The 14092-nt window shown below is 45.9% G+C and carries 12 protein-coding genes, 1 tRNA gene and 5 pseudogenes; 8 read left to right on the forward strand and 10 right to left on the reverse strand.

The window, feature by feature from the left end; genetic code table 11:
* Positions 1–26 precede the first annotated feature (26 nt).
* Positions 27–1526 carry a helicase HerA-like C-terminal domain-containing protein gene (locus tag A7K98_RS01560; protein WP_087486976.1) on the reverse strand — a complete coding sequence of 500 codons (1500 nt, stop codon included), beginning with the start codon at positions 1524–1526 and terminating at the stop codon, positions 27–29.
* Positions 1527–1926: 400 nt separating this feature from the next.
* Between A7K98_RS01560 and A7K98_RS01565 the strand changes: the two genes are divergently transcribed.
* Genes A7K98_RS01565 through A7K98_RS01575 form a run of 3 tightly spaced genes read left to right on the forward strand, consistent with a single transcriptional unit; the run spans position 1927 to position 5737 of the window.
* Positions 1927–2655, forward strand: a complete 729-nt coding sequence (locus A7K98_RS01565; RefSeq protein WP_087486977.1) for a gluconate 2-dehydrogenase subunit 3 family protein — start codon at positions 1927–1929, stop codon at positions 2653–2655.
* 30 nt (positions 2656–2685) lie between these two features.
* Positions 2686–4455 (forward strand): GMC family oxidoreductase, encoded by a 1770-nt coding sequence (locus A7K98_RS01570; RefSeq protein ID WP_087486978.1) that lies wholly within the window; start codon positions 2686–2688, stop codon positions 4453–4455.
* A 13-nt stretch (positions 4456–4468) separates the two neighbouring features.
* Positions 4469–5737 (forward strand): c-type cytochrome, encoded by a 1269-nt coding sequence (locus A7K98_RS01575; RefSeq protein ID WP_087490322.1) that lies wholly within the window; start codon positions 4469–4471, stop codon positions 5735–5737.
* A 51-nt stretch (positions 5738–5788) separates the two neighbouring features.
* Here the strand turns inward: A7K98_RS01575 and A7K98_RS01580 are convergent, their stop codons facing one another.
* Positions 5789–6463 (reverse strand): MarC family NAAT transporter, encoded by a 675-nt coding sequence (locus tag A7K98_RS01580; protein ID WP_087486979.1) that lies wholly within the window; start codon positions 6461–6463, stop codon positions 5789–5791.
* A gap of 275 nt (positions 6464–6738) precedes the next feature.
* The gene (locus tag A7K98_RS01585) at positions 6739–7254 is read right to left on the reverse strand and encodes a DUF2501 domain-containing protein (protein WP_087490323.1); all 516 of its coding nucleotides are present in this window, start codon (positions 7252–7254) and stop codon (positions 6739–6741) included.
* Positions 7255–7391: 137 nt separating this feature from the next.
* On the opposite strand from A7K98_RS01585, the gene A7K98_RS21225 reads away from it, so the two are divergent.
* The 3 genes and pseudogenes from A7K98_RS21225 to A7K98_RS01600 form a co-directional block, all read left to right on the forward strand.
* Entirely contained in the window at positions 7392–7664 is a 273-nt protein-coding gene (locus tag A7K98_RS21225; RefSeq protein ID WP_157665811.1) for a hypothetical protein, read from the forward strand.
* A 77-nt stretch (positions 7665–7741) separates the two neighbouring features.
* A tRNA-Leu gene (locus A7K98_RS01595) sits at positions 7742–7826 on the forward strand.
* 189 nt (positions 7827–8015) lie between these two features.
* A pseudogene (locus tag A7K98_RS01600) lies at positions 8016–8588 on the forward strand (tyrosine-type recombinase/integrase); the annotation flags it as partial.
* Between the two features lie 17 nt (positions 8589–8605).
* On the opposite strand, the pseudogene A7K98_RS01605 reads toward A7K98_RS01600, so the two are convergent.
* Positions 8606–8911, reverse strand: a pseudogene (locus tag A7K98_RS01605) (integrase core domain-containing protein); the annotation flags it as partial.
* Positions 8912–8999: 88 nt separating this feature from the next.
* Between A7K98_RS01605 and A7K98_RS01610 the strand changes: the two are divergent.
* A pseudogene (locus A7K98_RS01610) lies at positions 9000–9650 on the forward strand (IS110 family transposase); the annotation flags it as partial.
* A gap of 10 nt (positions 9651–9660) precedes the next feature.
* On the opposite strand, the pseudogene A7K98_RS21230 reads toward A7K98_RS01610, so the two are convergent.
* The 3 genes and pseudogenes from A7K98_RS21230 to A7K98_RS21235 all read right to left on the reverse strand — a co-directional run.
* A pseudogene (locus A7K98_RS21230) lies at positions 9661–10207 on the reverse strand (transposase); the annotation flags it as partial.
* An 82-nt stretch (positions 10208–10289) separates the two neighbouring features.
* Positions 10290–10580, reverse strand: a pseudogene (locus A7K98_RS01625) (hypothetical protein); the annotation flags it as partial.
* A 260-nt stretch (positions 10581–10840) separates the two neighbouring features.
* A complete protein-coding gene (locus A7K98_RS21235; RefSeq protein ID WP_157665813.1) occupies positions 10841–11587 on the reverse strand; it encodes a DUF2157 domain-containing protein in 747 nt (248 codons plus the stop codon).
* A 312-nt stretch (positions 11588–11899) separates the two neighbouring features.
* On the opposite strand from A7K98_RS21235, the gene A7K98_RS01635 reads away from it, so the two are divergent.
* Positions 11900–12175, forward strand: coding sequence for a hypothetical protein (locus A7K98_RS01635; protein WP_087486983.1), 276 nt, complete (start codon positions 11900–11902; stop codon positions 12173–12175).
* Between the two features lie 10 nt (positions 12176–12185).
* Here A7K98_RS01635 and A7K98_RS01640 read toward each other — a convergent pair whose 3' ends face one another.
* Genes A7K98_RS01640 through A7K98_RS01650 form a run of 3 tightly spaced genes read right to left on the reverse strand, consistent with a single transcriptional unit; the run spans position 12186 to position 14044 of the window.
* Positions 12186–12635: a hypothetical protein gene (locus A7K98_RS01640; RefSeq protein ID WP_087486984.1), complete on the reverse strand. Its 450-nt coding sequence runs from the start codon at positions 12633–12635 to the stop codon at positions 12186–12188.
* Positions 12636–12669: 34 nt separating this feature from the next.
* Positions 12670–13635, reverse strand: coding sequence for a caspase family protein (locus tag A7K98_RS01645; protein WP_087486985.1), 966 nt, complete (start codon positions 13633–13635; stop codon positions 12670–12672).
* Between the two features lie 7 nt (positions 13636–13642).
* A complete protein-coding gene (locus tag A7K98_RS01650) occupies positions 13643–14044 on the reverse strand; it encodes a TIR domain-containing protein (protein WP_087486986.1) in 402 nt (133 codons plus the stop codon).
* Positions 14045–14092 lie beyond the last annotated feature (48 nt).

Consider the following 14092-nt stretch of genomic DNA (forward strand, 5'->3'; position numbering starts at 1 on the left):
CGGGCTCCGCAGGGAAACAGAAGTGATTACTTACGTCCGCCAAACAGACTACCCAGTACTCCGCGCAGAATCTGATTAGTCACCTGGCGGGTGGCGGTTTTAGCCATCGTCTGCACCACACCGTCGTGTTTACCCCCCCGCGGGCCGGTATAACCAAACAGGATATTTTTCAGGCCATCCAGCACTGTGTTTTCTACTCCGCTGTTATTTCCCTTAGCCTCCGGCGCGCCGGACTGCTGAGGTGCATTCTGTACCCCTTTCTGCAGCAGCTCATAGGCGGACTCTCTGTCCACCACATCATCATACTTGCCGTACAGCGGTGAGTGATTAATCAGGCTGTTACGTTCATCGCTGTTCAGCGGCCCCATGCGGGAACCCGGGGCAATTACCATCGCCCGTTCTACCACCGACGGGCTGCCTTTTTCATCGAGGAACGAGATCAGTGCTTCGCCGGTACCCAGCGACTGGATGGCTTCTTCGGTATTAAAGGACGGGTTGGCACGCATGGTGGTCGCGGCGGCCTTCACTGCTTTCTGATCTTTAGGAGTAAATGCCCGCAGTGCATGCTGAACGCGGTTACCTAACTGACCCAGCACGGTATCCGGCACATCGGAAGGATTCTGAGTCACAAACCAGACACCGACGCCTTTGGAGCGGATTAAACGAATCACCTGCTGTATTTTTTCCAGCAATACGTCAGGCACGTCATCAAACAGCAGATGGGCTTCATCAAAGAAAAACACCAGCTTCGGTTTTTCGACATCACCGACTTCCGGCAACTGCTCATACAGTTCTGACAGCATCCACAGCAGGCTGGTGGCATACAGTTTTGGCATCTGATAGAGCTTTTCGGCACTGAGAATATTGATGACGCCACGCCCCTGATCATCGGTGCGCATCCAGTCTTTAATATCCAGCATTGGCTCGCCAAAGAAGTATTCGGCGCCCTGTTGTTCCAGTGCCAGCAGGCCACGCTGAATTGCCCCGACAGAAGCGGTGCTGATATTGCCATATTCGGTAGTAAACGCCTTTGCGTTATCGCCGATATACTGCACCATCGCGCGAAGATCTTTGAAATCCAGCAGCAACATGCCCTGATCGTCGGCGATCCGGAAGATAATCTGTAAAACTCCGGACTGGATCTCGTTAAGGTTTAACAGCCGTGCCAACAGTAGCGGGCCGAGATCAGACACGGTCGCCCGCACCGGGTGACCTTTTTCGCCAAAGATATCCCACAGCACCACCGGATTATCCTGCGGTTGCCAGTCAGTCACGCCAATTTTTTCCAGCCGCGCCTGCAGTTTCTCTGAGCTTTCGCCGGCTTTTGCAATACCGCTTAAATCACCTTTCACATCGGCCATAAACACCGGGACGCCAATTGACGAGAATGACTCTGCCATTTTTTGCAGTGTGACGGTTTTTCCGGTGCCGGTGGCTCCGGTAATCAAACCGTGGCGGTTAGACATGGCCGGCAACAGATTCAGGGTCAGTTGCGGGGTTCGGGCAATCAGTAACGGTGCAGTCATACGATATCAGTCTCTGGAAGTTAGCAGTGTTCAGCATCCCCCCCACAGGGGAATACGTCACCCGGAATTATCCGCCATTGTGGTCGGGGAAAAAAATTTTGCAGCCCTGCACAGGGCGTCATACCAAGACTATAGACAGGGATAGCTGAAAAATATACCCATGTTTATCTGATGGATATTGAGTATCACGGTCTGCCGGGCTACGCTTAAAAAAACGCCATTCCCCTACTAACAGTGGCGTCATTTCGTGCTAAATCCCCTAAGTAAAGTTATGTATGTATTAAATTTGTAATCGGTTTGATGTAATGTAAGCGCTATCTTTGCTATGAAAGCGTTACCACCGCTTGTTTCTTAACAAGTTCATAATAAATACATCGTGAGCAAATGAGAGTCGTCACTTATGCTTTTGCAAAAAAACACCACGCGCCGCAAATTCCTGCTCGGTTCGCTGATGGCTTTGCCACTCACCGAACTGGTGCTTAAGGGTCTGACTGCGGCACAGGCAGCCGATATGGCTGCACCTGAACTTACCAGCTATAAACCGGCCTTTTTCACCGCTGACGAATGGCAGTTTATTCTGGCTGCGACCGACCGCATTATTCCTGCGGGCGGACCGGGTAAAGCCCCGGGCGCGCTGGAAACTAATGTGCCGATATTTATCGACCAGCAACTCCATGATGAGCATTTCGGTAAGGAAATCTACATGGAAGGGCCGTTTAACCCGCATGCCCCGGCCACTATGGGGTATCAGGTGCCTCTCTATCCACAACAGATTTATCAGACCGGTATCCGGCTGACTAATCAGTGGAGCCAGCAAAACCTGCAGAAACCTTTCCATCAGTTATCGGAAGCAGATAAAGACAAGGTGCTGACGGGATTACAGAAAAACACTCTCGACTTCGCAGCCCTGGGTGAAAACACCCTGAAGGGCTCGTTGTTCTTCAGTCAGTTGCTCGGAGAAACCAAACACGGTTATCTCGCCGACCCGATGTATGGCGGCAATAAAGGGATGAAAGCGTGGATTGCGATTGGTTTTCCCGGGGCCCGCGCCAGTTATCTGGAATGGGTAAAACAACATAATGTGAAGTATCCCCTCGGGCCGGTCAGCCTGCTGGGCGAGACTGCGTAATTGCCGTTTTTCTGAATAACAAGGTTTCTTATGGCTCAGATAACTAAGAAAGAAGTCGACGTCGTGGTTTGCGGATTCGGCTGGGCCGGTTCACTGATGAGTATTGAACTGGCCATGGCAGGACTGACAGTGCGTGCACTGGAAAAAGGTCCTGAACGTGATTATGAAGCGTTTGCCTATCCTAAACCGGCAGACGAATATGCCTATGCGGTTCGTAACAAGGTGATGACCACCCCCGCAGATTCTGCGGTGACCGTGCGTTACACCATGCAGGACACCGCACTGCCAACCCGTAAGTGGGGCGCCTTTGTGCCTGGCGGCGGTGTGGGTGGTGCCGGTATGCACTGGACCGGTGTGTTACTGCGTCCGACCCCGACCGATATTAAACTCAAAACCTATGCCGATGAGGCCTACAAACCGGGTGTATTACAGGAAGATATGCGGGTGCGTGATTTCCCGTTTACCTGGAATGAGATTGAGCCATGGTTTGAAAAATTTGAGCATATCTGCGGATTATCCGGTAACACCGGTAACCTGCGCGGCCAGATAATGGAAGGCGGAGATCCGTTTGAAGGGCCCCGTGCCAATCCGATGCCATTGCCGGCACTGGAAAATACGCTCAATAACGTGATGTTTGGCGATACCGTGAAAAAAATGGGTTATCACCCGTTCACCATTCCGTCGGCTGCCGCTTCCCGTGTCTGGACCAACCCTTACGGAAACACTATTGCTCCGTGTAACTATTGCGGTTACTGCTCTAAATATCCGTGCCTCAACTACTCCAAAGCCTCACCCCAGACCGCAGTGCTGGATTCACTGAAGCAGATGGATAACTTCTCTTATGAAGTAAACGCGGAAGTGTTGAGAGTGGTGCTGCATGATGATAAGAAAACCGCCAAAGGGGTTATCTATATCGATGAGCAGGGTAACGAATGCTTTCAGCCGGCAAAAATTGTCATCCTCAGCAGCTTCCAGTTCTATAACGTGCGTCTGATGCTGCTGTCCGGTATTGGCCAGCCTTACAACCCGGTCACCGAAGAAGGGGTAGTCGGACGTAACTATGCGTTCCTGAGTAATGGTTCTGCGACTCTGTTTTTCAAAGATAAAAACTTTAACCCGTTTGTCAGCTCCGGACCGACCGGTATGCAGTTCAACGATATCTCTCCGGGCAACTTCGACGGTCCGGGACTTGGCATTATCGGCGGAGCAAAAATTCAGAGTGCCCAGTCGACCGGAACCCCAATCAGCACCGCGCTGCCGCCGGGTACTCCCTCCTGGGGAGCGGGCTGGAAAGAGGGGCTGGAAAACTGGTACGGCCATTCAATGAAGGTGGGGATCACCACTTCCTGTATGTCGTACCGTGACGTTTACCTGGATCTGGACCCGACCTATAAAGATCGCCACGGTCAGCCATTATTGCGCATGACCTTTAACTGGAAGCACAACGAACTGCAGTTACAGCAGTACCTGAAAGGCATTGTCGGCAATATCGTCAAAGAGATGAACCCTGACAGTTTCAGCATGAGTTTCCTGCCGATGGGCGCTGACTTTGATCTGACCAAGTATGTCTCTACCCATAACGTGGGCGGGGCTATTATGGGCGATGATCCGAAAACATCGGCCCTGAACCGTTACCTGCAAAGCTGGGATGTTCATAACGTATTTGTGCCGGGAGGTAATGCGTTCCCGCAGAACTTCCAGTCCAACCCGACCAACACTATCGGTGCAATTACGCTGATGGCAGCTAATGCCATTAAAGAACAGTATCTGAAAAATCCGGGCCCAATGGTACAGGTGTAACATCATGAAAAAGATGACATTTAAGCGCCTGTTACTGGCGAATACTGTAGTTCTGGCCTGCGGGCTGGCTGGCGCGGTACAGGCGGCCGATGCACCGAATCAGGATCAACTGGTAAAACAGGGTGAATATCTGGCACGGCTGGGAGATTGTATGGCTTGCCATACGACCTCCGGGCGGCCTGATTATTCGGGCGGTCTGGCGATAAAATCGGATCTCGGGACTATTTACTCCACCAATATCACCCCGGACAAACAGTACGGGATAGGTAATTACACCGAGCAACAGTTTGCCGATGCAGTGCGCAAAGGGGTGCGTCCGGATGGCAGTTTCCTCTATCCGGCCATGCCTTATCCGGATTATGCCAAAACCAGTGATGCGGATATTCATGCCCTGTACAGCTACTTTATGCACGGTGTGACCGCCAGCAACAGTCAGCCGCCGCAGACCGACCTCAGCTTCCCGTTCAGTCAGCGTTGGGGCATGCGTTTCTGGAACATGGTGTTTACCTCCGATAAGCCATTCCAGCCGATTGGCGGAGCTTCAGAGCAGGTTAACCGTGGGGCTTATATTGTTGAGTCTCTGGGCCACTGTAGCAGCTGCCATACGCCGCGTGGTGTGGCAATGGAAGAGAAAGCGCTGGACAGCAGTGACAGCAACTTCCTTTCTGGCGGCAACCTCAATGGCTGGGATGTCCCTTCATTACGGGGTATTGCCCGCTGGAGCCCGGATGAGATTGTCGATTACCTGCAAAGCGGACGTAACGACAAGGCCGGTGTCGCCGGTGAGATGACCTCGGTCGTGAAAAATTCGACCTCGCACATGACCGATGCCGACCTGCAGGCGATTGCCGCCTATCTGAAATTCCTTGGTGGCAACCCGCCATTGCAGGCTTATGATCAGCAGAAAAATCAGGCCACTACCGCTAAACTGACCGCGGCGGTGGATCTGACTGAAGGCCAGACGCTCTACCTGAACAACTGTGGTGCCTGCCATTTTGTTAACGGGCTGGGTGCTGCACGGGCATTCCCACAGTTGGATCAGGCATCGGTTGTTAATGCCAAAGATCCGCAGGGGCTGATCCATATCATCCTGCAGGGTGCGCAGTTACCGGCAACTGAGAAGTCGCCATCAATGCTGAAAATGCCTGGCTTCGGACACCGTTTATCTGACGACCAGGTGGCTAAACTGGCAACCTTCGTACGACAGGGCTGGAGTAACGATGCATCGGCAGTGACTGCTGATCAGGTGAAAAAAGTTCGTGAGGGGCTGGAGCAGCACTAATTCAGACAAGAGTTAAACTAAAAGCCGGGGCACTCCCCGGCTTTTTTATGTTTATTTCAGATGGGTTGCCACATCCAGAACACCGTTAATTACGAACTGAACTCCCATACACACCAGCAGGAAGCCCATCAGACGGGAAATCGCTTCGATACCGCCTTTGCCGACCAGCCGCATAATGGCGCCGGAACTGCGCAGACACAGCCAGAGAATCACTGCCACTACCAGAAAAGTCAGCACCGGGGCGACATGCAGAACCCACGCCGGGAAATCGCCGGTTTTCACGGTGGAGGCGGTACTGATAATCATCGCGATGGTGCCGGGACCGGCGGTACTTGGCATGGCAATTGGCACAAAGGCAATATTGACCTGAGTATCCTGGTGCTCTGCGGCATCGATCTCTTCCTGCTTATGCTGCACTTCCAGGGTATCGTGCAGCTTCTGCACCGGAAACAGCATCCGGAAACCGATAAAGGCGACGATTAAGCCACCGGCAATCCGCAGCCCGGGAATGGAGATACCGAAGGTATCCAGCACCGCATTCCCCGCGTACCACGCCACCATCATAATCAGAAAAACGTACACCGAGGCCTGAAATGCCTGACGATTACGCTCGGTAAAATTCATCTCGCCGGATAAGCCGAGGAACAGTGCGACACTGGTCAACGGGTTCGCCAGCGGCAATAGCACCACCAACCCTAACCCGACAGCCTTGATGAGTTCCTGCATAAAATCCTCAAATTATTCTTAATCCTGTCCGCTGACAATGCCACGGACCGGTACGATTAACGACATCAGCAGGCAATTGCCTGTGCGGCGCACAGTATAGTGGTTAGTGAATAACCGACAGGGGCGAAAGTTGCTCCGGCAGCTAAAGTGTAGCAGTAACAGGAAAAGGGAACATTCCTGCAAGGAATCAGCAGAGAAAGGGAAAGCTTGAAGAAGGAATCAACAGAAGAAGCAAAAGTCCGGAGCCGGTCACAGACCGGCTCCGGCGGGGGGAATTACATACCGAGGTATTTTTTACCCTGATCCAGCACCACGTTACAGGCTTTGGTTTTCAGCTTTTCGCCCATCGGGGTATTGCTCAGGCTTTTCAGACTGATCTGCTGCCCGTTACCGGTATTCAGCAGCCCTGCCAGACCCTGCGCATAACCTGTTTCCTGTTTCTGTTCTGAGGTATCAGACAGGCCCAGCTTACTTTTCAACTGGTCAGTCACGGAGGTGACGTTGTTTTTCACCAGGTTATTCTCAGCACAATACTGCAGAATCCCGGTGGCATTGCTCATGCTGTTTGAACTGACAGCCTTATTACCGCCATTCAGCAACCCGGTAATGGAGGACAGCGACAACCCGCCGGTGGAAGCTGAAGACTGACCAGAAGTCGCAGAAGAAGAATTCATCAGATCCGACGCGCTGCTACTCAGCTTATCCTGCCAACTGGCCGCGCTGGCCGCTCCACTGATCAGTGCTGCAACTAAACCCATCGCCAGCAACGGTGTGTGTGTCATTTTTTTCATTAAAACAGCCTCATCCAGGTTATTTTTTTGCACAGCTCAATATTTTAGTCCCTAACCCCCGCCGTTAGTTCCTTTTTTCCCGCCCCCATCCCACGAATCGGAACACTCCGACCCCCTCTGCCACACAGAATGTGTAGTTGCGCTGCAACAGCCAACAGCCAACAGCCAACAGCCAACAGCCAACAGCCAACAGCCAACAAAAGGCTAAGGGCAAAAGGCTCAAACCCGAGACCCGAAAACCGAAAACCGAAAACCGAAAACCCAAGGGCAAGGGCAAGGGCAAGGGCAAGGGCAAGGGCAAGGGCAAGGGCAAGGGCAAGGGCAAGGGCAAGGGCAAGGAAGCCCTGATGAGGCAGTTTAAACTCAGCGAAGGGCGGAACGCGGTGAATGCTTGTTTTTTCGGCAGTTAACCGACAACTTCACGGATTCACCTTGCACCCGTCACGACTCAGGGTATAATCCCGTTGTTTTCCGCATACCCTTCAGTGCCGAAGTGGCGAAATCGGTAGACGCAGTTGATTCAAAATCAACCGTAGAAATACGTGCCGGTTCGAGTCCGGCCTTCGGCACCATACAAAGCTTTTTTTAAGTCTACTAACGTCTACTTTAGTCCATAAAAACATTAAGTTAAGCAGGTATCTGGCTTTTCTTAGTCTGTTCACGTCTACTCAGTTTCTTGAACATATACCAACCGATGATGGTATAACTGATGGTATTCTCGGTTCGATTGATTTTGGTACCAACACTGGAGGTATCAACTGATGGCTCTCACCGATATCAAAGTTAGGACTACCAAGCCCTCCGACAAACCTTTCAAACTCACAGATGGGCAGGGTATACACCTGCTGATCAACCCCAATGGTTCAAAATACTGGCGACTCCAATACCGTTTCGATGGCAAACAGAAAGTTTTAGCATTGGGTGTTTATCCAATGGTCTCTCTTGGTGAAGCTCGCAGGAAACGAGATGAGGCTAAAAAGTTGGTATCTGATGGTATCGACCCTTCCGAGAAGAAAAAGGCAGACAAGATCGAGCAGAGCGAAGCTCTTACTTTTGAATCTGTTGCTAGGGACTGGCATAAGGCTTGTAAAAGGAAATGGTCAGATTCCCATAGCGAGAGAGTTCTAAAAAGCATGGAAGATGGTCTCTTTACTGCTATTGGTAAAAGAAAAATATCCGAGCTTAATACCAGAGATCTTATTGCCCCTATCAAGGCTGTTGAAGCTTCTGGGCGACTGGAAGTTGCTTCCCGCCTACAGCAAAGAACAACGGCAGTGATGCGATATGCTGTCCAGAACGGGCTGATAGATTACAACCCTGCTCAAGAGATGGCAGTGTAAGCATACCTGTTTTAGTTCCAGACACTTTTTGAGGTTTCCGGTTTTTCAGCCATCAACCGGTATTCTTCCGGTGTCAGGTTATTCAGGGATTCATGAGGTCGTTCGCTGTTATATTCCTCCAGCCACCGTTCTGTGATCTCCCGTACTTCATTCAGTGTTCTGAACAGATAAAAATCCAGTATTTCAGTCCTGTATGTCCGGTTAAATCGTTCAATAAAAGCATTCTGAGTGGGTTTTCCCGGCTGAATGAACTCCAGCTGTACATCATGATCTTCAGCCCACTGGGACAGTGTCAGTGAGATAAATTCCGGCCCGTGATACCTATTGAGTGCATCCAGCTAGCGTTTAAGTCAGCTATTTTCTACAACTTGTAATGTCCGTGTCTGTCACAAGTGGAGAAAATCAATGAACACTTTAGTTAGTAACATCGGTGTGTCGGGGACTCTGATTGCCCTGGATATCGCTAAAAAACATCACGATGCAAAAATTCGGCACCCGGATGGACGAACATCCTACCTGCGTATTGAAAATACCCTGGAAGGGTTCAACCGACTGCTTGCGCTCACCGCTTCACCCCATGAAGATATTATCGCTGCATTTGAACCTACAGCTGATTATCACCGTAACATCGCATGGTGGTTACATAAGCAGGGAGTTCAGTGCCATCTTGTTTCCTCTGTCAGATGTGCGCGAGCTCGTGAGATGCTGTTCAGGACCTGGGATAAAAATGATCGCAAAGATGCCAGTGTCATTATGTATTTGCTCGAACAAGGATTATCTTCACCATTTTATGATCTTCTGGCGAATGGCATTATCGATATACAGGAGATATCAAACACATACCATCAGGTTACTCTGGCACGAACACGATGTCTGAACAGCCTGGTTAACCACTATCTGACCCTTTATTTTCCCGAAGCTGAGCAGTTTCTGCATATGTCCCGGGCAGAGTGGTTCTGCCAGTTTTTACTTCAATTCCCTACACCGTCTTGTATCACGTCACTTAACCGGGATGTGTTTGTAAAACAGTCATGGGATATTGTTGGGCGGAAACAGTCCCTCAGTGTCTGAAATTCAGTTTCAGCAGGCAGTAAATCCGGTGAACCCGCTTATGGTTCCAGACATGGCCCTGCCGGCGAATGACCTGAAAAAGCTTCTTAAAACCGTATCGCGGATAGCGCTCAGCGAGTTCTTTGAGGGCTTCAATGACAACGCGTCATTACGCCGTGTATCCGGTTTGTAGAAAAATACCGTCCTGCTCAGTGATAATGTCCTGTAAGCCTTACGTGTGCTCATTGTAAACTGCGAAATCAGATAACGGGCGAGCTCACGCTTTATCACTGGTTTTAAAGCTTTTTTTCGATGACGTCTTTCAGTGCACGGTTCTCAAGACTCAGATCAGCGAACATCTGCTTAAGACGCCGGTTCTCGTCTTCCAGGTCTTTGATTTTGCGGATATCAGAAGCTTCCATTCCGCCATATTTCGCTTTCCAGTTGTAATAGCTGGCTTCTGAAATAGCGGCCTCGCGGCAGACATCCTTCACTGTTCGGCCGGCTTCAACAGACTTCAGAACGGCGATAATCTGGTGTTCAGTAAACCGGGCTTTACGCATAGCGATCTCCTTCAGGAAACATATTCAGTATGTCGGAAGATCTCTAAAAGTGAATGGTTCTTTTTGCAGGGATACTTACATTACCATCGATATGGATCGCAATTCGATTTAGTTTTTGTGATATGTCAGTTAAAGCTATCCAGGCTTTGGTATTAATAGCTGGTATAACTGGAGGCAATTTTTGAAGGGAAGCCATACGAAGCCACTCTCCTTTCGAATAATGCTCCCTCAATGTATTACGCTTGGCCAATTCAGCATTGTTAAGACGAACACTAACACAATGAATTCGTAATTCCTGTGGTAGTAATTTACACTTTGAGGTTGAATGTTTTGCATCCTTAGTGTTCAAAAAATGCGATTTTTTATTTGCCATATAAACTCCTTTTATATGTCATGCTTTAAAAGTAATTAACTAACTTTATCTCCTGTTATAGTAAATAATTATTAGTTGTCAATGTTAAGCGCGATTTAATATGTTTACTTCCCTATTGGATAAGAATAGGCAGCTAATTAAAAAGGAGATTAACTAGTAAATAAGGTAAATCTAAATAATAAAAATTGATATGAATATATCAATAAGCTGTAAATATTAATTTATTCATTAAAAATAAGGGCCAAAAGGCCCATGTAAAATTAGTTCCATTCAAAGTGGAATACATATCCATTTAATGTTAAAAAGGTTAGTGCCAAGATTAAAGTTATGATCCCACCATTACCAAGAGCTTGAATACGGAATAAATTAGTTATTTTAAGACTTATAAACCAAAATCCAGACATGTTTTTGTTAGCTAAGGAGTATGATAATTCTCTGAATGCAGCGAAGATTATCAATATTATTGATGCACCAATCAAGATACTCGAAGATATCAACGACAAAGAAAGGTTTTTGCCATATTCGTTTAATCCGTTCCAAAAACCTGAAACCGATGCGGCTCGTTTTGATAAGTCTATGATTTCTAATGGAACATTTATATTCAAATATTCATTTAATAAAAAAACAGAACCTCCAGCTAAGACTAAGAAAAAAAATCTGACAAAATCTGTCGTTTCAACCTCTTTTCTAAGAATCAAAGCTATAATCCCAATTATCGAGAATACAGGAGAGAATAAAGCACCTGTTTTTAAAATGGGATAAATTTCTTGATAATGTGTGAAAAACGACCAGATGACAAATCCTATTCCTATCGTTAAAATGACCGCTCCCGCCATAAAAGCACCTGCATCACCATCACTATTAGAATTTTGCTTTGTATAATGATTGTTGATGGTTCGATTATTTATGACCTGAGTATTTTGAACATTATAACCACCACTGTTGCTTTGGCTGACATTAGTATTTTCGGTATTGTTTTTGATATTAAAATCCGCAAATTTTCCCATTTTTTATTCCATGTCAAACGAAGGAGTAACAATTTTACATCGATTGAATAGTAGATCAAAGAAATTTCGTATCGGCATCCAAAAGTTCTCTTTTTATGTGGAAATTAATTACATCCTAATTAAATTAGGAGTACGAAAGTTAAGGTTCCAGGTTTAAATCATTCTTTTTCAATCAAAGAGCAGAAAAAGCAAGGCAACTCAGAGAAGCGGAGCATCTCTGAGTTAGCTCTTGCTTATCAATAAGTGGTAATATTGACATGCTTATAAATTCACGTTAAAAGAATACAATTCATTAGTGAAGAGGAATCAAGTATGAGCTTAATACAAAGATTATGTGAAAAATCAACGTTTCATCATGGAATTATAAGACATATTGAAAAAGTAATTACTAAGACAGAAACAGGAGAGATAATCAGTATGTATCAATTACAAATTGAATATATAAATGGGGAGTTATACGAACATGAATATTTCCCTGACGACGAAATTCAATTATACCTTGATGAAATGGTATCTTTTGATTGTATCATTGAGAATAATGTCAGGAATATAATATTTATAAATAAAAATATAAACAAACATACCTGACATGAGAAGGTTAACTGTCATATTTGGAGGTGTTATCATTCTTAGTTAAAGGTAAGGAAAAATTCAATATTTTCTTATTAACATAACTTATTAATATTGATGATAATTTGATGTTATTCACTATTTGAATATTATCGAAGAATTCCTCAATTAACATGGTCGCAGGGTCGTCAGAGAGACAAGCCTCTTGTGATTTAGTAGAAGAGTAGTGGTAATTGAAATAAAGCATATAGTGCTGGGTAGTCGGTTTTTTTTCACCAGTTTCAATTTTTTCTGATTTATCTAATAATTCAATTATTTTCTTCTGAGCTGAATCAAGGGAGTCATGCATAGACTCACAAGTACCATTACTAAGATTAAATACTATAAATGAATGGTTGTTATAAGCTAATTGTTTGGGTAAAAAACCAACGGGAAATTCTATCTTTATTATGATGTAAAGTGGTTGCGATTTATTCATAAGTTCTCCGTTTTATCAATAATGATTTTCTTGATTAAATTCGCTGTTTTTCTGCTAACTTACGATAGGAAACGCCTAAAGCTGTTAAGCGACAACCTTTAGAATTCATTGCTGCAAAATACATATGGTCGCTATCAACCGGCTCTATAATTCCGTGTCGATTACAGTTTTGAAGCTGTTTGAAAATTGCAGTTTTTTCATCCGATGGAGTCGGTGAATCAGGTTCGAAATCAGGATCTAATGCAAAAATATCCGATTCTGATTTGAACCATACTGGTAACATTCTGAGCGTGTCTAAGGAAATCCGTGGACCTGTTTCTCTCAAGATAACAAACCTAGAAACATTAGTTTTAAATACAAGTCGTTGCTCCCACTCACCCAAAGCTTGGTCAACAAAGCTGTATAAACTCCCCGGAGTAACATATCCTAATATATTAGCTCCGGCACCGTACAAGGCTTCTAACATTAATGTAGTAAATATACCATGACCATTTTCCTCCATGGCAAACTCATCTCTTTGACATGCGGTTAAAATAGTGCTTCCATCTGAAATTAGAGATTCACCGCCTCTTAAATTCCTGATTTGTCCGGCTGCACCTGATTGACAACAGTCAAGTATTATAATTTTATTTCGTATTTTATCTGCATTATTTGCCCAATTTAATATATCACTTATCCTCACGCCATTATTTTTACTTTGATTATAATCAAAAGGTAGAATGACTCCTTCATCTATATTTTGATCAAAGTATCCATGTCCTGCAAAAAATAATAGAGCAATATCGGCATCGCCGTTAAATAGCATCTGAATTTCTTTTTCAAGTACTTCGCGTGTTACCGGCTTCGCTGGTGAGTTTATTAACTTTTTTGCACCAAAATTTGGTCTTCCATCAGAGTGTCGGCTTAACACTTCTGACATAGATATGGCATCACCTTCGCATCCTTTGAGATCTTGAATGCTTTCATATTCGTTAATACCAATGAATAGAGCTTTTCTCATAGGTACCTCATGATAATTCTCTTATAGCAGCGACAATGCTATCAGCATTCCACTTAACGATTCTATCTGCAGCATTTTTTACTACAGTAGAAGTTCTTTCAGAACCCCATGGTTCTATTGCTATAATAGGTTTTCCATATTCTTTAGCTATTCTTATTTCTGCATCTATCCATTTACTATATGTAGCATAAACGCCAGCTAAAATGAGAACGACACTGCTCGGTGACATTTGACTCTTAATTGCTGAGTAAAGAGCAATGTCACCTTGTGCCCCTATTATAGGATCTATTCTTGGCACAGAGTAATTTTTAAAATAAAAACACCCTCTATTATGAAGAATGTTCAATAGTCGGTCATAACTATCAGTATACTTCCAAGAATGGCTAATAAAAATATTATAAGTTTTCATATTATAATTACCTATTTTTAGACGGCTCTAATAAATATCCAGAAACGG

The organism is Tatumella citrea (assembly GCF_002163585.1).
GTDB lineage: Bacteria > Pseudomonadota > Gammaproteobacteria > Enterobacterales > Enterobacteriaceae > Tatumella > Tatumella citrea.